The organism is Rathayibacter sp. AY1C5 (assembly GCF_002931705.1).
GTDB lineage: Bacteria > Actinomycetota > Actinomycetes > Actinomycetales > Microbacteriaceae > Rathayibacter.
In genome coordinates this window covers 1-19,943 of record NZ_PSWD01000038.1, presented here as the reverse complement: position 1 = coordinate 19,943, position 19,943 = coordinate 1, and the positions used below count along the sequence as shown (strand labels likewise).

Sequence of the window (19,943 nt, the reverse complement as noted above, 5' to 3'; positions counted from 1 at the left end):
GGGGGAGGGGGAACGCGTCATCGCAGGACTTTCTCGAGTGGCCGGCGGGGGCCGGAAGAGGGGGTACTCGATGCTCGCACGGCGGACGCACGAGTGCGACCGGAACGGGGGCCCTCCGTCTGGGGGACGCGTGGGAGCTGAGGTCCTCCGCGGGTCAGAGCGCAGGGAAGGGCCGCCTGAGAGCGTCCAGCCGCTTCCGCCAGGCGTCCAGGCGGCCCGGCTCCGCGGCGAGCGCCGGTCCGTCCGCCCAGGCGGTCGCCAGCCGGAGACCGTGCAGGGCGTTGGCCGTCCAGACCTCACGGCCCTCGAGCGACTCCGGCTCGGCCGGGGCCTCGATCACGTCCACGCCGAGCGCGCCGGCGAGCACCGAGACGGTCCGAGCCGTCACGCTGCGCACGCGGGTGCTCGTCGCCGGAGGGACGACCAGCGCGTCGCCCAGCCACCACAGGATCGCGCTGCTCGCTCCGTCGATGACGGCGCCCTCGGCGTCGAGCAGCACGGCCTCGTCCGCTCCCGCGGCGTGCGCGAGCGTTCGCAGGAGGGCGAGACGTGCGATGTCCGGCCCCTTCCAGGACGGTGTCCGGCGCGGATCCACGGGGCTCGTCCACAGCACCACCGAGCGGGTCGTCGGCGGGGCGGGTCGCAGCCGGAGCCGCAGGGCGCCTCCCGAGAGCTCGACGCGCGGGAAGGACCGGCCCTCGCGGGGCAGGGCGGCGATCGCGGCGTCGAGGAACGCCTCGACGTCCGGGTGCCCGCCCGCCGAGGCGACGGAGGCGGCGAACCGCTCGCGGTGCAGGTCGAGTCCGCGAACCCGGCCCTCGTCCACCAGCCAGGAGTCGGCCGCGTCCAGGGAGGTGCCGGGCGGCTCGGGAACGCTCGTCAGGGCCCGCCCGTCCCACTCCCGAACCTGCTCGCCGTCCACGACCGCCTACGCTAGCCCAGTGGTCTCGGAGGATCGGCACGTCCGCTCGATCGAGCTGCCCTGGGTCGATCCGGAGCTCGCGCACCACGCCCTGTTCGCCACGGCCGAGGCGTCGTTCTGGCTCGACTCGGGCCTCGGAGCGACGAGCGGCCGCTCCTACCTCGGCGCGTGCGCCCGCGGGGACGTGCTCCTCGTCGAGGCCGGCGGCGACGTGGCAGCGGCGCTCGCCGCGGTCGACGACGAGGCCCCGGCGGGCGACCGCGCGCTCGGCCGCTACGGCTGGATCTCCTACGAGGCGGGAGCAGCCTCCGTCTCCCTGCCCTCGGCGCCGACCGGCCCCGCGGATCCGCCGGCCCTCGCCCTGCTCCGGGGCGACCCCGTGCTCGAGTTCGACCACGGGGCCCGGACCGTCCGCCTGGTCGCCACGGGAGACGTGCAGGAGCTCACCGCGCGCCTGCTCGAGCTCGTCGGGGCGCCCGCCCCCGCGGACCCCGCGGATCCCGAGCCCGCCGGCGTCCCGGTCCGCCGCCACTCCGCCGCCGAGTACACGGCGCTGATCGGCCGCTGCCAGGAGGCCATCCGCGCGGGGGACGCCTACCAGCTCTGCCTCACCGACGAGATCGTCGTCGAGGGCCGGTTCGATCCGGTCGAGGCGTACCGTCGCCTCCGCCGCTCCAGCCCGAGCCATCACGGCGGGCTGATCCGCCTCGGCCCGCTCGCGCTCGTCAGCGCCTCGCCCGAGCGGTTCCTCACCGGCGGGGCCGATGGACGCGTCGCCACGCATCCCATCAAGGGCACGCGCCCCCGGGGCCGGGACGCCGACGAGGACCGCGCGCTCCGGGACGAGCTCGTGTCGAGCGTGAAGGAGCGGGCCGAGAACGTGATGATCGTGGACCTCGTCCGCAACGACCTCGCCCGGATCGCCGCCCCCGGCTCCGTCGTCGTCGACCGCCTGCTCGAGGTGGAGAGCTACCCGCACGTCCACCAGCTGGTCAGCGAGGTCTCGGCCCGCCGCGCGCCGGGCGTCGGGATCGCCGAGCTGATCGCGGCCCTCTTCCCGGCCGGCTCGATGACGGGAGCGCCCAAGCGCCGGGCGGTGGAGCTGCTGCGGGAGTGGGAGGGCGGTCCCCGCGGCGTCTACTCCGGCGCCTTCGGCCGCCTGGGCTCGGACGGCTCGCTGGACCTCGCGATGACCATCCGCACCCTCGTGCTCGACGGCGAGCGCGCCCGCCTGGGGACCGGCGGCGGCATCACCGCGCTCTCGGTGCCGGAGGAGGAGGTCGAGGAGACGCGGCTGAAGGCGCGGGCGCTCCTCGCGGTGCTGGGCGCCGCCGAGGAGTGAGCGGGCGCCGCGTTCGTCTGCCGTGCGCGCGGGGCCAGTAGGGTTGATGGTCGAACGCAGCCGCCCACGCGTGCGCGTTCTCCCCCTCCTTCAGAAGTGAGAAGCACCTGTGGCAGAAGACACCTCCCGGCAGACCGGCGCGAGCGACGAGGAGCGCTACGACTTCCGAGCGCTCCAGGAGAAGTGGCTCCCGATCTGGGAGGAGACGCGCCCGTTCGCGACGGACGACCCCGACGACAAGCGCCCCCGCAAGTACGTGCTCGACATGTTCCCGTACCCCTCGGGCGACCTGCACATGGGCCACGCCGAGGCGTACGCGCTCGGTGACGTGATCGCGCGCTACTGGCGCCAGCAGGGCTTCAACGTCCTCCACCCGATCGGCTGGGACAGCTTCGGCCTGCCCGCCGAGAACGCCGCGATCAAGCGCGGGCTGAACCCGGTCACCTGGACCTACGACAACATCGAGCAGCAGAAGCGCTCGATGAAGCGCTACGCCGCGTCCTTCGACTGGGACCGCGTGCTGCACACCTCCGACCCCGAGTACTACAAGTGGAACCAGTGGCTGTTCCTCAAGATGTACGAGAAGGGCCTCGCCTACCGCAAGGACAGCTGGGTCAACTGGGACCCGGTGGACCAGACGGTCCTGGCGAACGAGCAGGTCCTGGCGGACGGCACCTCCGAGCGCTCCGGCGCGGTCGTGGTCAAGAAGAAGCTCACGCAGTGGTACTTCAAGATCACCGACTACGCCGACCGGCTGCTCGACGACCTGAACCAGCTCGAGGGCTCCTGGCCGTCGAAGGTCATCGCCATGCAGCGCAACTGGATCGGCCGCTCCATCGGCGCCGACGTCGAGTTCGAGATCGAGGGCCGCGACGAGCGCGTCACCGTCTTCACCACGCGCCCCGACACGCTCTACGGGGCGACCTTCATGGTCGTCGCGCCCGACTCCGATCTCGCCTCCGAGCTGGTCGAGGGCTCCGAGCCCGCGATCCGCGACGCGTTCCGCAGCTACCTCGAGACGGTGCAGAAGTCGAGCGAGATCGAGCGCCTGACCGCCGACCGCCCCAAGACCGGCGTGTTCCTCGGCCGCTACGCGGTGAACCCCGTGAACGGCGAGCGGCTGCCGATCTGGGCCGCCGACTACGTCCTCTCCGACTACGGCCACGGAGCCGTCATGGCCGTGCCCGCGCACGACCAGCGCGACCTCGACTTCGCCCGCGCCTTCGACCTGCCCGTGCGCGTGGTCGTCGACACCAACGCGTCCGTCACCGGGGCGATCCCGGTCATCCCCGAGGACCCGGAGGAGCTGGCCGCGCTCGAGAAGGAGTACTCGCTCGACCCCGCCACGACCGGCGAGGCGCTGACCGGCGACGGCCGCCTGATCAACTCCGGACCGCTCGACGGGCTCTCCAAGCGCACCGCCATCGAGCGCGTCATCAGGATGCTCGAGGAGCGCGGCCGCGGCCGCTCGGCCAAGAACTACCGCTTGCGCGACTGGCTGATCTCGCGTCAGCGCTACTGGGGCACCCCCATCCCGATCATCCACGGAGCCGACGGCGAGCTCGTGCCGGTTCCCGAGGACCAGCTGCCCGTCGTCCTGCCCTCCACCGACGGTCTCGACCTGCAGCCGAAGGGCTCGTCGCCGCTCGGAGCGGCGGAGGACTGGGTGAACGTGCCGCACCCGGTGGACGGCTCGCCCGCGCGCCGCGACCCGGACACGATGGACACCTTCGTCGACTCCTCGTGGTACTTCCTCCGCTTCCTCTCGCCGAAGGACGACACGCAGGCCTTCGATCCGAAGCTCGCCGAGAAGTGGGCGCCCGTCGACCAGTACGTCGGGGGCGTGACGCACGCGATCCTGCACCTGCTGTACGCGCGCTTCATCACCAAGGTGCTGTTCGACCTGGGCTACGTGTCGTTCACGGAGCCGTTCACGGCGCTGCTGAACCAGGGCATGGTGCAGATGGACGGCGCGGCGATGTCCAAGTCGAAGGGCAACATCGTCCGCCTCTCGGACCAGCTGGACGAGTTCGGCGTCGACGCCGTGCGCCTGACGATGGCGTTCGCCGGCCCGCCCGAGGACGACATCGACTGGGCCGACGTCTCGCCCGGCGGCAGCGCGAAGTTCCTCGCCCGCGCCTGGCGCCTGGCGAAGGACGTCACCTCGAGGCCCGACGTCGAGTGGAAGTCGGGCGACGCGGCTCTGCGCCGCCAGACCCACCGCTTCCTCGCGGAGTCCCCGTCGCTGATCGAGGCGTTCAAGTTCAACGTCGTGGTCGCGCGGCTGATGGAGCTCGTCAACGCGACCCGCAAGGTCGTCGACTCGGGCGCCGGGGCCGGGGACCCCGCGGTCCGCGAGGCGGTCGAGGTGGTCGCGATGGCTCTCAACCTGTTCGCGCCGTACACGGCCGAGGACATGTGGCACCGTCTGGGCTACGAGGGCACCGTCGCGCACGCGCTGTGGCGCAAGGCCGACCCGTCGCTGCTGGTCGAGGAGAAGGTCACGGCGATCCTGCAGGTCGACGGCAAGGTCCGCGACCGGCTCGAGGTCTCGCCGAAGATCTCCTCCGACGAGCTCGAGGAGAAGGCGCGGGCCACGGCCGGCGTCGCCCGGGCTCTCGTCGGCCGCGAGGTCGTGAAGGCGATCGTGCGGGCGCCGCGCCTGGTGAACCTGGTGACGAAGGCGGTCTAGCCGCCGATCCGTCCCGACGGGGCTCCTCCTCTCGCAGGAGGGGCCCCGTCGTCCGTCCTGCGCCGGTGCTGCTCTCTCCTCCACAGGGAGGCGATCCGGCGGGCTGTCCCCGGATCGGTGTCGGCGGCCGCGCCGGGCGGTGACGCGGGTCCTACTGTCGGCGGATGCCAGAGACCAGCGGGACGGACGACGAGCAGTTGACGGCGCTGCTGCGGCCCCGCCGCGCCCGCCCGCGCTGGCGCGTGGGAGTGGGAGCGGCGGTCGTGCTCGTCATCGGCGCCGCGGTGGTCGCGGTGCTGCTCGCGGGAGCGCGGTCGAGCGGTCATGAGCGGGTCCTGGAGCCCGCCGTGTCGACGAGCGCGCCCGCTGCTGCGGCGGTCGAGTCACTGTACGTTCACGTGGCCGGCGAGGTCGCCTCTCCGGGGCTGTACGTCCTGTCGCCGGAGGCGCGGGTGGCGGACGCGGTCGCCGCCGCCGGAGGGTTCCAGGAGTCGGCGGAGCGCGCGGCGGTCAACCTGGCCCGGAGGCTCGTGGACGGCGAGCAGATCGTCGTGCCGGCCGTGGGAGCGGCGCCGGCCGCGGCGGGAGCGGCTCCGGGCGGGGCCGCTCCAGGAGGAGCCTCCGCCGCCGGATCCGTGCTGAGCCTGAGCGCGGCGACGGCGGCCCAGCTGGAGGAGCTGCCCGAGATCGGCCCGGCGACCGCGAAGAAGATCGTCGCCCACCGGGAGGCGAACGGCCCGTTCTCCTCCGTCGACCAGCTGCTCGAGGTCCCCGGGATCGGCGAGAAGACGCTCGCCGCGTTCCGCGACCAGGTCGCGCCGTGAGGAGCGTGCGGGCGGCGGACCTGCGGCTCCTGCCGGCAGCGGTGGCCGCCTGGACCACCGCGTGGGCGGCCGGGATGCTGCCGGTCGCGGCAGTGCTCGACGGGGGCCTCTCGTGGTGCGCCGCGGGCTGGGTGCTGCTCGGGGCGGCGTGCGTCCTGCTCCGGCGCGGCCTCGGCGGACGGCTGGTCGGAGCGGTGCTCGTCGGGGGCGCGGGTGCCGCCCTCGCCCTCACCTCCGTCGTCGCCGCGGCGCCCGGTGACCACCCGGCGTCGCTGCGGGAGGCACAGGAGGATCGCGCCCTCACCCCGGTCACCGTGCGCGTCGACACGGGTGCCCGACCGCTCGCGACCGGGGGAGTGTGGTTCGACGCGACGGCGCTGCGGGTGGGAGACGCGTCGACCGCGGCCCCCGTCCGCGTGCTGCTCGCCGATCCCGGCGGTCGGCTGCCGGTGGGCGCCGAGCTCGACCTGGAGGCGCGTGCTGCGGCGCAGGAGGCGCCCGTCGGCGAGGCGACGATGCTGAGGGCGGCGTCCGTTCAGGACCGGCGCGGTCCCGGGGGAGCGGCGGCCGTCGCGGAGGTGCTGCGCTCGCGCTTCCTCGAACGCGCGGCGCTGGTCGGCGGCGACGTGGCGGGGCTGCTGCCGGGCCTCGCGACCGGCGACACGTCCGCGCTCGACGCGGGGCTCGAGGAGGCGATGCGCACCGCGTCGCTCACCCACCTGACCGCCGTCTCGGGCGCCAACTGCGCCGTGGTGGTGGTCGCCGGCTGGACGATCGCGGCGCTCCTCGGCGCCGGGCGCCGCCTCCGGACCGTCGCCGCCCTCGCCCTGCTCGCCGGCTTCGTGGTGCTGGTGACCCCCGAGCCGAGCGTGGTGCGGGCCGCCGTGATGGCGACGGTGGTCCTCCTCGCGCGGCTCGGGCGTCGCTCCGGAGCGGCCGTGCCCGCCCTGCTCGCGACCGTCGTCGTGCTCGTGGCCGCCGACCCCTCGATCGCGGGGAGGCTCGGCTTCGTGCTGTCCGTCCTCGCCACCGCCGGACTCCTGCTGCTCGCCGAGCCGATCGCGGGCGCTCTCGGTCGAGTGCTGCCCCGGCCTCTCGCCCTGCTGCTCGCGGTGCCGACCGCGGCGCAGCTCGCCTGCCAGCCCGTGCTGCTGCTCGTGGACCCGTCGGTGCCGGTGTACGGAGTGCTCGCCAACCTGCTCGCCGAGCCCGCGGCACCCGCCGCGACCGGGCTCGGGCTCATCGGCTGCCTGCTCGCCCCCTGGTGGCCCGGAGCCGCCGACGCTGCGATCCGGCTCGCCGCCGTCCCCGCCTGGTGGATCGCCTCGATCGCCCGCGCCGTCGACTCGTGGCCCGCCCCGAGGATCGCCTGGTGGCCCGGAGTAGGAGGAGCGCTCACGCTCACCGTGCTGACCCTGCTCGCCCTCGTGCTGGTCACGCAGTCGCCGCGGCTCGCGCGGGTGCGCCGGATCGCCGCCGTCGGGCTGGCGTGCGCGATCGCCGCCGCCGGCGGCACCACCGTCGCCACGCCGCTCCTCCGCGCCGCCTCGGTTCCCGAGGACTGGCGTGTCGCGATGTGCGACGTCGGGCAGGGCGACGCGGTCCTCCTCCGCGGAGACGCGGGCGTGCTGCTCGTCGACACGGGGCCCGAGCCCGCACCGCTCGAGGCCTGCCTCCGCCTGATGGGAGTGGACCGGATCCCGCTGCTGGTGCTCACTCACTACGACCTCGACCACGTCGGCGGGCTCCAGGCCGTCCTCGGACGGACCGACGCCGCGCTCGTCGGGCCCGCCGCGGGCCGCGACGACGAGCGCGACCGGGCGGCGCTCACCGGCGCGGGGGTCGCCGTGCAGGAGGCGGTCCGCGGCGACAGCGGCGCGCTCGGCTCGCTGCGCTGGCGGGTCGAGTGGCCGGAGCGGCGGAGCGCGCTGCGGGGGAACGAGGCGAGCGTGACCCTCCGGGTCGACATCGGCCCGGACGCCCGCGGCGGCCCGCTCTCCGTCGCGCTCCTGGGCGACCTCGGCGAGCAGGAGCAGGGACGCGTCTCCCGGCTGCCGGTCGGCCGGGTCGACGTCGTCAAGGTCGCGCATCACGGCTCCGCCGACCAGTCGCCCGCCCTCTACGACGCGCTCGGCGCGAGCGTCGGGCTGATCTCCGTCGGGGCGGAGAACGACTACGGACATCCGAATCCGTCGCTCCTCGCTCTGCTGGCCGAGCGCGGGGTCGAGGCGCTGAGGTCGGATGTCGAGGGTACGGTCGTGCTCGCGTCCCGCAGCGACGGGATCGCGGTCTGGGTGAGCGGCGCGACGGCTCCCGCGGCGGCCTCGGGGCGCCGTGAGCGGGCCGTAGGGTGGAGGGCGCTCGGACGGGCGCGGCACGGAAGGACACGGCATGGCAGGCAGGGCCCCGGCGCGCGCGAAGGCAGCGCCCTCGAAGGCGGCGATCCCGCAGCTCGCCTGGAACCAGACCCGGCCGGCGCCGATCGTGCTGATCACCGGCCCGGAGCAGTTCCTCGCCGACCGCGCGCTGCGCTTCCTCCGCGAGTTCCTCCGGGCCGAGGATCCGAGCCTCGAGGTCAGCGACATCGACGCCGGCGGCTACGCGCCGGGGGAGCTGCTGACGCTCGCGAGCCCGTCCCTCTTCGACGAGCCCCGCCTCATCCGCGTCTCGAACGTCGAGAAGTGCACGGACGCGTTCCTCCTCGAGACCCTCGACTACCTCTCGGCGCCCGCGGACGGGGCGACCCTGGTGCTCCGCCACGGCGGCGGCAACCGGGGCAAGAAGCTCCTCGACGCCATCCGCTCGGGCACGGGCGGCGGCATCGAGATCGTCTGCGCCGAGCTCAAGCGCGAGAGCGACAAGGTCGACTTCGCGATCGCCGAGTTCCGCACCGCCGGCCGCACGGCGACCACCGGTGCCGTCCGAGCCCTGGTGTCTGCCTTCTCCGACGACCTCGACGAGCTCGCGTCGGCGTGCCAGCAGCTGCTGTCCGACGTCACCGGCGAGATCACCGAGGCGACCGTCGCGAAGTACTACGGCGGCCGCGTCGAGACCACGGCCTTCACCGTCGCCGACTCCGCGATCGCGGGCCGTCACGGCGAGGCGCTGCTCGGGCTCCGCCACGCCCTCGCCTCCGGTGCCGACCCGGTACCGATCGTCGCCGCGTTCGCGAGCAAGCTGCGGACCATGGCGAAGGTCGCCGGCTCGCGCGAGGGCTCGGGCCAGGTCGCCTCGCGTCTGGGCCTCGCTCCGTGGCAGGTGGACCGGGCCCGGCGCGACCTGCAGGGCTGGACCGGCGAGGGCCTCGGCACCGCGATCCTGACGGTCGCCGACGCCGACGCGAACGTGAAGGGCGCCACCCGCGACCCCGTCTACGCCCTCGAGCGCATGGTCTCCGTCGTCTCCGCCCGGGGCCTCTGACCCGCCCGAAAGGCCCTGCTCCCGCGATCCGCACCGACCTCGTCCCCGGCGGGTCTCGATACGCCGCTCCGCGGCCACTCGACCAGCAGTGAGGGGATCACCTCCCCTCGCAGGGTCGCACCGCGGCCGACGAAGAGTCGGACGACGACCTCGCAGGGTCACCGGCGATCCGCGTGTCAGTGGATCGTCGTACCCGGAACGCTCCCCGCTCCTCCCACCGGGACCACCCCTGGAAGCCGACCGCGCGACGGGCGACGAGGAACGAGGAGCCCGTCGAGATCGGTGCGGGTCACCGGCGATCCGCGTGTCAGCGGATCGTCGTACCCGGAACGCAGGACGCTCCTCCCACAGCGACCACCCCTGTGAGCCGACCGCGCGACGGCCGACGAGGAACGAGGAGCCCGTCGAAGACGGCACAGCTCACCGGCGATCCGCGTGTCAGCGGATCGTCGTACCCCGAAACGCTCTCCGCTCCTCCCCCCGCGACCCTCCGCGGTAGCCGACCGGGCCGCAGCCGATCGCGAGCCGGACGATGCCCTCGCAGGGTCACCGGCGATCCGCGTGCGAGCGGATCGTCGTACCCGGAACGAAACCCGCTCCTCCCACCGCAACCAAGCGCGGAAGCCGACTGCGCGACGGGCGACGAGGCACGAGGAGCCCGTCGACCGCGAAGCGGAAACGACGAAGGGCCCGGCCAATGGCCGGACCCTTCGTCGTTTCCGCTTCGCGCAGTATTACAGCGCGGCGACCTGCTTCGCGATGGCCGACTTGCGGTTCGCGGCCTGGTTCTTGTGGATGACGCCCTTGCTGGCGGCCTTGTCGAGCTTCTTGGCGGCGAAGGCGAGGGCGGTGCCGGCCTTCTCGGTGTCGCCGGCGGCGATGGCGGTGTGGACCGAGCGGATGGCGGTCTTCAGCTCGCTCTTGACGGCCTTGTTGCGCTCGTTCGCCTTCTTGTTGGTGAGGTTGCGCTTGATCTGCGACTTGATGTTTGCCACGTGGATTACCTTCTTCTCGGATGTGCGTGTGTGCAGCCGGCTACTCGACGGAGTGCCCCTTCCGCGGGCGTCTGAACGCCCTGCGGTGCGACTGGAGGTCGCCGGCTTCTGATCACTCCACGCCTGCCGGGTGTCCGGAGGGGGAGCGCAAGCCAACAAGGAACTTTAGCGCACCCGTCGTCACCCTTCAACCGCGCCGCGCCCGCGGAGGCGGCGCCGTCCGGGTCGGGGCCGCCGGGGCGACACGCCGGGGGAGGCGGACCGCCGTGGCGTCTCGCGGTCCGGGCCCGCCGGTAACGTGACGCCGGTGCCCCGTCTCGCCGATCACCTCTCCGCGGTGCCGCCCTCGGGCATCCGCCACCTGTTCGAGATCGCGCTGCGGCTCGACGGAGTCACCCTCCTCGCGGTGGGCGAGCCCGACGTGCCGACCGCGCCGCACATCATCGAGGCGGCCCGAGCGGCGTGGGCGGCCGACGACACCCGCTACGGGCCCAACGGCGGCGTCCCCGAGCTCCGGCGGGCCATCGTGGAGAAGCTGGCGAGGGACAATGGCATCGAGGCGGACGTCGAGCAGGTCTGGGTGACCGTCGGCGCCACGCAGGCGCTGCACCAGGCGATGACGCTCCTGCTCGGGCCCGGCGACGAGGTGCTCATCCCCGACCCGGGCTACACCGTCTTCACGACCAACGCGCGGACCATCGGCGCCGTGCCCGTGCCGTACACGCTGCGCGCCGAGAACGCCTTCCTCCCCGATCCCGAGGAGGTCGAGCGCCTGATCACGGACCGGACCCGCGTCCTGATCGTCAACAGCCCGTCCAACCCGCTCGGCGTGGTGTTCCCGAGAGAGGTCCTCGAGCGCCTGCTCGACATCGCCCGGCGCCACGACCTGTGGGTGCTCAGCGACGAGGTCTACGAGTACTTCACCTACGGGCGCCCGCACGTGAGCCTCGCGGCGATCGCGCAGGAGCGCGGGGACGACGCCGACCGCGTCCTCAGCGTCTTCTCCTTCTCGAAGACCTACGCGATGACCGGCGTCCGCGTCGGCTACCTCGTGACGCCTCCCGGCTTCACGTCGATCATGGTCACGGTGCAGGAGGCGGCGATCAGCTGCGTCGCCACTCCGGACCAGCGCGCCGCCCTCGCCGCTCTGACCGGGCCGCAGGACGCGGTGGCCGCCGCCTCCGACCACTACCTCGCCAACCTGCGGCTCGCGACGGGCGTGCTCGACGAGCGGGGGATCGCCTACCGCGAGCCCGAGGGCGCGTTCTACCTGTGGATCGACATGGCGCACGCGACCGGAGGGGACGTCGCCTCGTGGGTCGAGTCCTTCCTCCTCGAGACCCTCGTCGCCGTCGCGCCCGGCAGCGCCTTCGGCCGCACCGGCGAGGGCTGGATCCGCGTCTGCCTCGCCGCGGATCCCGCCGCGCTCGAGCACGGGCTGCGCGCCCTCCCGGCCCCGGTGCGCGGATGAGCGCCGCCGAGGTGCTGGTCCGGCGCGTCCGGGCGGAGGAGTACGACGAAGTCTCGCGCCTGCGGCTCGCCGCCTACGCCCACGACTACGAGCTGGGGGAGGAGTACGCCGCCGACGTCGCCGCGGTCGCCCGGCACGACGTCGAGGGCGAGGTCTGGGTCGCCGTCGAGGGCGACGGGCGGATCCTCGCGACGGTCACCACTGCGCGCCCGGGCGCGAACCTGTACGAGCTCGGCCGCCCCGGCGAGCTGGACTGGCGGCTGCTCGCCGTCGCCCCGGAGGCACGCGGGCGGGGTCTCGGGCGGCTGCTCACCGAGTTCGTCGTGATGCTCGCCGCCGAGCGGGGCCTCCAGCGGGTCGTGATGAACAGCGGCACGCTGATGACCACCGCGCACGCCCTCTACGAGAGCATGGGCTTCGTCCGCCTCGGCGAGCGGGAGAACCCGCCCGGCGTCGAGCCCACCCGCACCTACGGACTCGATCTGTAGCCGCCGGTCCCGGCCTCCGCCGCCGGGCATGGGACACTGGTCCCACGATGTCTCCACGTGCACACTCCGGGCTCGAGCCCGCCGCGACCGATCCGGCGTCCATCCGCAACTTCTGCATCATCGCCCACATCGACCACGGCAAGTCCACCCTCGCCGACCGGATGCTCGGCATCACGGGTGTCGTCGAGGACCGGGCGATGCGCGCGCAGTACCTCGACCGCATGGACATCGAGCGCGAGCGCGGCATCACGATCAAGTCGCAGGCCGTGCGGATGCCGTGGGAGCGCGACGGGCGCACGTTCGCCCTGAACATGATCGACACTCCGGGGCACGTCGACTTCTCCTACGAGGTCAGCCGCTCGCTGGCGGCCTGCGAGGGCGCGATCCTCCTGGTCGACGCGGCGCAGGGCATCGAGGCCCAGACGCTCGCGAACCTCTACCTCGCGCTCGAGAACGACCTCACGATCATCCCTGTCCTGAACAAGATCGACCTGCCGGCCGCGGACCCCGAGAAGTACGCGAAGGAGCTCGCGAGCCTCATCGGCGGCGACCCGGACGACGTCCTCCGCGTCTCCGGCAAGACCGGCATGGGCGTCGAGGCACTGCTCGACCGCGTCACCGAGCTCATCCCGCCGCCCGTCGGCGACCCCTCCGCCCCTGCGCGCGCCATGATCTTCGACTCCGTGTACGACGCCTACCGCGGGGTCGTCACCTACGTCCGGATGATCGACGGCAAGCTCTCGCCGCGCGAGAAGATCCAGATGATGTCGACCCGCGCCACGCACGAGATCCTCGAGATCGGCGTGTCGAGCCCCGAGCCCGTCGCGACGCAGGGTCTCGCGGTCGGCGAGGTGGGCTACCTGATCACCGGTGTGAAGGACGTGCGCCAGTCGAAGGTCGGCGACACCGTCACCACGGCGTCGAAGCCCGCGACGCAGGCGCTGCCCGGCTACACCGAGCCGCTCCCGATGGTCTTCTCGGGCCTGTACCCGATCGACGGCAGCGACTACCCGGACCTGCGCGAGGCCCTCGACAAGCTCAAGCTCTCGGACGCGGCGCTCGTCTACGAGCCCGAGACGTCGGTGGCGCTCGGCTTCGGCTTCCGCTGCGGGTTCCTCGGCCTCCTGCACCTCGAGATCATCACCGAGCGCCTGCAGCGCGAGTTCGGTCTCGACCTCATCACCACGGCGCCCTCGGTCATCTACGAGGTCTCGACGGAGGACAAGAAGACCGTCACCGTCACGAACCCGAGCGAGTTCCCCGTCGGCAAGATCGCCGCCGTCACGGAGCCGATCGTCAAGGCCGCGATCCTCGCGCCGAAGGACTACGTCGGCACGATCATGGAGCTCTGCCAGAGCCGCCGCGGGACCCTGATCGGCATGGAGTACCTGGGCGAGGACCGGGTCGAGATCCGCTACCACATGCCCCTCGGCGAGATCGTCTTCGACTTCTTCGACAACCTCAAGTCCAAGACCGCCGGCTACGCCTCGCTCGACTACGAGCCCGCCGGCTCGCAGGAGGCCGACCTCGTGAAGGTCGACATCCTGCTGCAGGGCGAGCAGGTCGACGCGTTCAGCGCGATCGTGCACCGGGAGAAGGCCTACGCCTACGGCGTGCTGATGACGGGGCGCCTGCGCAAGCTGATCCCGCGTCAGCAGTTCGAGGTGCCGATCCAGGCCGCCATCGGCGCCCGGATCATCGCCCGCGAGTCGATCAGCGCGATGCGCAAGGACGTCCTGGCCAAGTGCTACGGCGGCGACATCACCCGCAAGCGCAAGCTCCTCGAGAAGCAGAAGGAGGGCAAGAAGCGGATGAAGATGGTCGGCCGCGTCGAGGTCCCCCAGGAGGCGTTCATCGCCGCGCTCTCGGGCGACGTCGAGACCAAGGACAAGAAGTAGCGCGAGCCCCGTCGCCGGCGCCCGTCCCCCCTCCCGGACGGGTGACGCACCCCCCGTCCGGGACATCGTGTCCTCGGGGATTGCGGCGCCTCACAGCGGACCGATAGCTTTCGGACGCCAGGACGCGGCCGTGGATCGAGATCGATCCGCACGGGGGGCTGCAGCGTCGACGACCGGTCCTCCACCATGACGAAGGGTGGTAGTCCGTGGTGCCTACGAGCACGAGGAAGCGCTGGATCAGGACTGGGGCGGCGCTCGCGAGCATCGCGGCCGTCGCAGCGGGATCGCTGGTGGCGGCGGGACCGGCCTCGGCAGCGAACAAGGTGATCCCGGTCGCGCCCGCGCCCTACTCCTGGTCGGACAGCGCCCGGTTCGGCACCGACGTGCCGCTTCCGGTGCCCGGAGACGCGACCACGCTGACCGTCGAGCTGCCCGACTCCACCGCTCCCGACACCTTCACCGAGTGGTCGCACCCCGGCTACCGGGTCGTGACGTGGCAGCTGAGGAGCACCGCGACGGACCTCGCGAGCGGCGAATCCGTCGTCGACACCGCCACCAACTCGATCCAGATCCCGATCGGACGCGCCGCCGGCTCCTTCGGCGGCACCTCGCTCTCGCTCCTCCTGAACGGCGCCGAGGACGAGGCGGACGACGCGTACGCTCCGGCCGGCGTCGACCGGACCGGCTTCGTCCTCGCCCTCTCCGCCGACCTCCAGGTGACTGCTGCGAGCGGGTCCGCGGAGGCCGACCTCGACCTGTCGACGTCCACCTCCTCCGAGCGCGCCGGCGGCGAATTCTGGGCCGGCGGCGGCACTGTCACCGAGGCCGGCGCGGGCGACGTCATCGTCCTCGACTCCGGTGTCCCCGGCTTCTTCGACCTCGCGGGCCTCAGCGCCACGGTCGGAACGGAGGACGGTGGCCGCCTGAAGGCCGTCCCCAAGGTCGTGCAGGACGGCCGGGGCATCGCGATCACCCCGACCCAGGAGTTCTTCGACCGCTACCTCACCTTCAGCGACACGACGCCGCTCGGCGCCCCGTCGGTCGAGGTGAAGGGACTCAGCCGCGGCGGGGAGCAGCCTTCCGGCACCGGCGTCATCGTGCGCGCGCCGCTGCGCGTCGTCCCGTCGACCACCACCCCGACGCCGGGCACCGGCCTGGAGGTCGTCCGCCTCGCGGGCACCGACCGCCAGGGCACCGCGGTCGAGATCTCGAAGGCGACCTTCGACACCCCCGGCGTCCCCGTCGTCTACATCGCCACCGGCGCGAACTTCCCCGACGCGCTCAGCGCCGGTCCCGCCGCCGCGAAGCAGGGCGGCCCGCTCCTCCTGGTCGACCGCGACTCGGTGAGCCAGGTCGTGCGCGACGAGCTCACCCGTCTCAAGCCCCAGCGGATCGTCGTCGTCGGCTCCGACCTCAGCGTCAGCGACGCCCTCGCGACCGACCTCGGCCAGTACGCGAACGGGAGGGTCTTCCGCCTCGGAGGCACCGACCGCTACGACACGTCGCGGAAGATCATCGAGAGCGCCTTCGGCACCTCGCCGAAGGGGGCCTGGCTCGCGACCGGCGAGAAGTTCCCCGACGCGCTCAGCGCCACCGCCGCCGCGGGCAAGAACTCCGCCCCCGTCGTCCTCGTGAACGGCGGCCTCCCGGCGGCCGACCCGACCACTGTCGGGATCCTGACGCGGCTCCGGCCTCCGGTGCTCACCATCGCGGGATCCGAGCTGTCGGTCAGCGCCGGCATCCAGAACTCCCTCACGGTGCCGGCCGGACCGCTCGTCACCCGCTTCGGCGGGGTCGACCGCTACGACACCTCGGAGCAGCTCAACCGGGCGGCCTTCCCCCGCGGGTCGAAGACCGTGTTCCTGGCCACCGGAGAGAACTTCCCCGACGCCCTGGCCGGAGCCGCGGCCGCCGGGCGCACGGGGAGCCCCCTCTTCGCCGTGCCCCCGACCTGCGTGCCGGTCAAGGTGCTGCAGGACATCAAGGCCGGCGGAGCGACGAGCGTCGTCCTCCTCGGCGGCACCGGCACCCTGTCGGACGCCGTCGCGAAGCTGACTCCCTGCAGCTGACCTGACCCGCACCACGACGAGGGCCCTCCTCCCGCTCCGGCGAGGGAGGGCCCTCGGTCGTTCCCGGCTCGGGGCGCCGACGGTCGGATACGCTGGGTCGGATGGACAGCACCACCCGGCGCGCGGACTCGACGCGCGCCGCGCTCGAGGAGTCCGGGAAGAAGGTCGGGACGTGAGCATCCGCCGCTCCAACTTCGAGGGCCAGCCGCAGGTCACCTACGCGGCCGTCGGCGGCACTCTGGCACCCGACCTGCTCGAGTATCCGCCGGACGGCTTCACGGCCGAGCGCTTCGAGGCCCGTCTCGGCTCGGGCGACGAGCGCTTCGCCATCACCACCGCCTCCCTGATGACCTGGGGCGTGCAGCGCGGCAGCGGCATCGAGGTGACCGACATCACCAGCGGGAGCGGCGTGCAGTACACCGGCGTCAACTTCGACGCGGCGGGCACCCCGATCGACCTCGTCAGCCGGCCGACGGAGGAGCACTTCGCTCCCGACGGCACCCCCTACATCACCGCCGGCGTGACCGCCGTGCTCCGCGTGACCCTGCTCGGCCGCGTCTTCGACGCCCCGGTCCGCGTGGTCTACGTCGTCGACGAGCCCGACCAGGTCGGCTTCGCCTACGGCACCCTCGAGGGCCACCCCGAGAGCGGCGAGGAGTCCTTCGTCGTCGAGAAGCGCGCGGACGACTCGGTCTGGCTCGTCATCCGGGTCTTCTCGCGACCCTCGACCCGTCTCTACCGCCTGGGCGCGCCGGTGCTGCGCGCCGTGCAGAAGCGCCAGGTCGCCAAGTACCTCCGCGCGCTGCTGCCGGCGCGCGTCAGCTGACGTGGGGAGCGCCCTCCCGATCGCCGATCCTGCTCCGCTCGACGGCGGACTGCCCGCGTCCGTCGTCGACGGCGTGGAGCAGCGCGACCTCGGCCTCTACGTGCACGTGCCGTTCTGCCGGGTCCGCTGCGGGTACTGCGACTTCAACACCTACACGGCGACCGAGCTCCGCGGGGCGAAGCAGCAGGACTACGCCGACGAGGCGATCACCGAGATGGCTCTCGGTGCCGAGGTGCTCGAGCGCGCGGGCCTGCCCCGGCGCCCCGCCCGCACGGTCTTCTTCGGCGGCGGGACGCCCACCCTCCTGCCCGCCGGCGACCTGGTGCGGATGCTGGACGGTCTCCGCACCCACTTCGGGGTCGCGCCCGACGCCGAGATCACCACCGAGGCGAACCCGGACTCCGTCGACGCCGCCTACCTCCGCGCGCTGGCCGAGGCGGGCTTCACCCGCGTCAGCTTCGGGATGCAGTCGGCCGTGCCGCACGTCCTCGCCACGCTCGAGCGCACCCACGACCCGGAGCGGGTCCCGCTCGTGGTCGAGTGGGCGCGGGAGGCCGGCCTGCAGGTCAGCCTCGACCTCATCTACGGCACGCCGGGGGAGTCCCTCGCGGACTGGGAGCGGTCGCTCGACTCCGCGCTCGCCAACCGGCCGGACCACCTCTCGGCCTACGCCCTGATCGTGGAGGACGGCACGAAGCTCGCCCGGCAGATCCGCCGCGGCGAGGTCGCGACCCCGGACGACGACCTCACCGCCGACATGTACGAGCTCGCCGACGCGCGCCTGACCGCTGCCGGGTACTCCTGGTACGAGGTCAGCAACTGGGCGCGCGACGACGCCCACCGCTCCCGGCACAACCTCTCGTACTGGCTCGGCCACGACTGGTGGGGCGTCGGTCCCGGCGCGCACAGCCACGTCGGAGGCGTGCGCTGGTGGAACGTGAAGCACCCGGCGGCCTACGCCGACCGGCTGAGCACCGGGGTCTCGCCCGCTGCCGGGCGGGAGACGCTCGACGCGGGGACGCGGCGGGTGGAGGACGTGCTGCTGCGCTCGCGCCTGGCGGACGGGCTGCCCATCGACGCGATCGACGCCGATCGGCGCAGCGAGGTGGCGGGGCTCATCGCCGACGGCCTCGTCGACGGCCGGGCGGCGCTCGGCGGCCGGATCGTGCTGACCCTGCGCGGCCGTCTGCTGGCCGACGCGGTCGTGCGCCGCCTCACCGACGGCTGAGGCCGGATCCCGGGGCGGCCGGCGCACCGCCGCCCCGGTGCCGCGGCTACTTGAAGAACGGGATGCTGAGCGGGTACGTGTAGTACTCGCCCGCGCTGGCGCGCACCGAGGCGATGATCGCGAAGACGATCACCAGGATCGGCACGACCAGGAACACGATGAAGCCGACGAGGACGAAGGACAGGATCGTCCCGGCGACGTAGGCGATCAGCGTCGTCAGGTGGAAGTTGAGGGCCGTCTTGGCGTGCGCCTCGAGGAACGGTCCGCGCCCCTTGAAGACCAGGAAGACGATCAGCGAGGGCAGGAAGCTGAAGAAGATGCCGGTCACGTGCGTGACGATCGCCCAGGTCTTCTCGTCCGCCGGGTTCAGCGGCGGAGCCGGGGTTCCGTAGACGGGGGGCGGGGGAGGGGTGGCCGACATGATGGTCTCCGTTCCGGCGGCGGCGACGGGCGTCCCCCGTGCGCTCGGCGTCCATCGTGGCATGCGGCGACTCCCTCCGCACCGGGCCGCGCGGGACCTCCTCCTCGGGGATGACGGGGCTCCTCCCCGCGGCCCTGCAGGAGTGCACCCCGGCCGATCCCCGCGCAACCCCGCCGGGCGGTCCGCCTCCCGGTTATGATTGGCACTCAGAGTTGCGGAGTGCCAGGCTCCGCGCGGCGTCAGCGCCGCAGACGGTCGTGCCCGCGGGCACTCGGAGTCCGGCGGGAGGTCGGTCGTATGGTCACGGAGCGCGGTCTCCAGGTCCTGCGCGTGATCGTGCAGGACTACGTGGCGAACCGGGAGCCGGTGGGCTCCAAGTCGATCGTCGAGCGCCACGCGTTCGGCGTCTCGGCCGCCACCATCCGCAACGAGATGGCCCAGCTGGAGGAGGAGGAGCTGATCGCGGCTCCGCACACCTCGTCCGGCCGCGTGCCGACCGACAAGGGCTACCGCCTCTTCGTCGACCAGCTCGCCGACCTGCGCCCGCTGACCTCCGCGCAGCGCCAGGCGATCGAGACGTTCCTCGGGCAGAGCCCGGACCTCGACGAGGTGCTGGTCAAGACCGTCCGCCTGCTCTCGCAGCTCACCAACAGCGTCGCGCTCGTGCAGTACCCGTCGTTCGGGGCCGCGCGGCTGCGCCACGTGGAGCTCGTCGCCCTCGCTCCCCGCCGCCTCCTGTCGGTGCTGATCACCGACACCGGCCGGGTCGACCAGCGCGTGCTCGAGACCCCGGAGGACGTGGACGACGCTCTCCTGGGCGAGATCCGCGCGAAGCTCAACACGGCCGTGCTGGGCCTCGGGCTCCAGCAGGCGGCCGAGACGCTCGGCTCCGTCGCGGAGCGCTTCAGCCCCGAGCGGCGCCACGTGCTGACGCCGATCGTGCAGACCCTGCTCGAGCAGGTCGGCGCCAACCGGCAGGACCGCCTGGTCATGGCCGGCGCCGCCAACCTCGTCCGCACCGAGGAGGACTTCTCGGGCAGCATCTACCCCGTGCTCGAGGCGATCGAGGAGCAGGTGGAGCTGCTGCGCCTCTTCGCCGAGATGACCCCGGACCCCCGGGGCATCTCGGTGCGCATCGGCCGCGAGAACGCGCCGTTCGGGCTGCAGGAGACCTCGGTGCTCACGAGCGGGTACAACACCGCGGGCGGCCAGGTCTCGCGCCTGGGCGTGCTCGGCCCGATCCGGATGGACTACTCCGGCAACATCACCGCGGTGCGCGCCGTCGCCCGCTACCTCTCCCGCCTCCTCGGCGAGGAGTAGGCCCGACCTCCCGGCCCCCGCCGGATC

General features: G+C 73.1%; 14 protein-coding genes and 1 pseudogene. 12 read left to right on the top strand and 3 right to left on the bottom strand.

Annotation, left to right across the window (positions count from 1 at the left end):
* Nucleotides 1-154: 154 nt before the first annotated feature.
* Nucleotides 155-922: an aminotransferase class IV gene (locus C5C57_RS16380; protein ID WP_258072069.1), complete on the bottom strand. Its 768-nt coding sequence runs from the start codon at nt 920-922 to the stop codon at nt 155-157.
* A 19-nt stretch (nt 923-941) separates the two neighbouring features.
* Here C5C57_RS16380 and pabB point away from each other — a divergent pair, with 19 nt between their 5' ends.
* The 5 genes and pseudogenes from pabB to holA all read left to right on the top strand — a co-directional run bounded on the left by pabB (nt 942) and on the right by holA (nt 9,200).
* On the top strand, nt 942-2,264 hold the full coding sequence (gene pabB, locus C5C57_RS16375; RefSeq protein ID WP_104248211.1) for an aminodeoxychorismate synthase component I: 1,323 nt from the start codon (nt 942-944) through the stop codon (nt 2,262-2,264).
* A gap of 109 nt (nt 2,265-2,373) precedes the next feature.
* Nucleotides 2,374-4,956: a leucine--tRNA ligase gene (leuS, locus tag C5C57_RS16370; RefSeq protein WP_104225642.1), complete on the top strand. Its 2,583-nt coding sequence runs from the start codon at nt 2,374-2,376 to the stop codon at nt 4,954-4,956.
* A gap of 164 nt (nt 4,957-5,120) precedes the next feature.
* A complete protein-coding gene (locus tag C5C57_RS16365) occupies nt 5,121-5,780 on the top strand; it encodes a ComEA family DNA-binding protein (RefSeq protein WP_104248212.1) in 660 nt (219 codons plus the stop codon).
* Nucleotides 5,781-5,854: 74 nt separating this feature from the next.
* A pseudogene (locus C5C57_RS18670) lies at nt 5,855-7,603 on the top strand (ComEC/Rec2 family competence protein); the annotation flags it as partial.
* 568 nt (nt 7,604-8,171) lie between these two features.
* Complete coding sequence (gene holA, locus C5C57_RS16350; protein ID WP_104225645.1) at nt 8,172-9,200, top strand: DNA polymerase III subunit delta; 1,029 nt, start codon at nt 8,172-8,174, stop codon at nt 9,198-9,200.
* A 734-nt stretch (nt 9,201-9,934) separates the two neighbouring features.
* Here the strand turns inward: holA and rpsT are convergent.
* A complete protein-coding gene (rpsT, locus tag C5C57_RS16345; protein ID WP_097165711.1) occupies nt 9,935-10,195 on the bottom strand; it encodes a 30S ribosomal protein S20 in 261 nt (86 codons plus the stop codon).
* A gap of 307 nt (nt 10,196-10,502) precedes the next feature.
* On the opposite strand from rpsT, the gene C5C57_RS16340 reads away from it, so the two are divergent.
* The 6 genes from C5C57_RS16340 to hemW all read left to right on the top strand — a co-directional run bounded on the left by C5C57_RS16340 (nt 10,503) and on the right by hemW (nt 18,175).
* Entirely contained in the window at nt 10,503-11,666 is a 1,164-nt protein-coding gene (locus C5C57_RS16340) for a pyridoxal phosphate-dependent aminotransferase (RefSeq protein WP_104248213.1), read from the top strand.
* Nucleotides 11,663-12,154 carry a GNAT family N-acetyltransferase gene (locus C5C57_RS16335; protein ID WP_104248214.1) on the top strand — a complete coding sequence of 164 codons (492 nt, stop codon included), beginning with the start codon at nt 11,663-11,665 and terminating at the stop codon, nt 12,152-12,154. The genes C5C57_RS16340 and C5C57_RS16335 overlap by 4 nt, the downstream gene beginning before the upstream one ends.
* A gap of 47 nt (nt 12,155-12,201) precedes the next feature.
* Complete coding sequence (gene lepA / locus C5C57_RS16330) at nt 12,202-14,052, top strand: translation elongation factor 4 (protein ID WP_104223127.1); 1,851 nt, start codon at nt 12,202-12,204, stop codon at nt 14,050-14,052.
* 206 nt (nt 14,053-14,258) lie between these two features.
* Nucleotides 14,259-16,121, top strand: a complete 1,863-nt coding sequence (locus C5C57_RS16325; RefSeq protein ID WP_104248215.1) for a cell wall-binding repeat-containing protein — start codon at nt 14,259-14,261, stop codon at nt 16,119-16,121.
* Between the two features lie 172 nt (nt 16,122-16,293).
* Entirely contained in the window at nt 16,294-16,947 is a 654-nt protein-coding gene (locus C5C57_RS16320; protein ID WP_244229440.1) for a DUF1990 family protein, read from the top strand.
* Between the two features lies 1 nt (nt 16,948).
* Nucleotides 16,949-18,175, top strand: coding sequence for a radical SAM family heme chaperone HemW (gene hemW, locus C5C57_RS16315; RefSeq protein WP_104248216.1), 1,227 nt, complete (start codon nt 16,949-16,951; stop codon nt 18,173-18,175).
* Between the two features lie 46 nt (nt 18,176-18,221).
* Here hemW and C5C57_RS16310 read toward each other — a convergent pair whose 3' ends face one another.
* Nucleotides 18,222-18,596, bottom strand: a complete 375-nt coding sequence (locus tag C5C57_RS16310) for a DUF4870 domain-containing protein (RefSeq protein WP_104223130.1) — start codon at nt 18,594-18,596, stop codon at nt 18,222-18,224.
* A 297-nt stretch (nt 18,597-18,893) separates the two neighbouring features.
* Here C5C57_RS16310 and hrcA point away from each other — a divergent pair, with 297 nt between their 5' ends.
* Nucleotides 18,894-19,916: a heat-inducible transcriptional repressor HrcA gene (gene hrcA / locus C5C57_RS16305; protein WP_104223131.1), complete on the top strand. Its 1,023-nt coding sequence runs from the start codon at nt 18,894-18,896 to the stop codon at nt 19,914-19,916.
* Nucleotides 19,917-19,943 lie beyond the last annotated feature (27 nt).

Bases quoted from the DNA above. Each gene is read 5' to 3' on its own strand.
- C5C57_RS16365 (WP_104248212.1), top strand. From the start codon at position 5,121: ATGCCAGAGACCAGCGGGACGGACGACGAGCAGTTGACGGCGCTGCTG.
- holA (WP_104225645.1), top strand. From the start codon at position 8,172: ATGGCAGGCAGGGCCCCGGCGCGCGCGAAGGCAGCGCCCTCGAAGGCG.
- C5C57_RS16335 (WP_104248214.1), top strand. From the start codon at position 11,663: ATGAGCGCCGCCGAGGTGCTGGTCCGGCGCGTCCGGGCGGAGGAGTAC.
- lepA (WP_104223127.1), top strand. From the start codon at position 12,202: ATGTCTCCACGTGCACACTCCGGGCTCGAGCCCGCCGCGACCGATCCG.
- C5C57_RS16310 (WP_104223130.1), bottom strand. From the start codon at position 18,596: ATGTCGGCCACCCCTCCCCCGCCCCCCGTCTACGGAACCCCGGCTCCG.
- hrcA (WP_104223131.1), top strand. From the start codon at position 18,894: ATGGTCACGGAGCGCGGTCTCCAGGTCCTGCGCGTGATCGTGCAGGAC.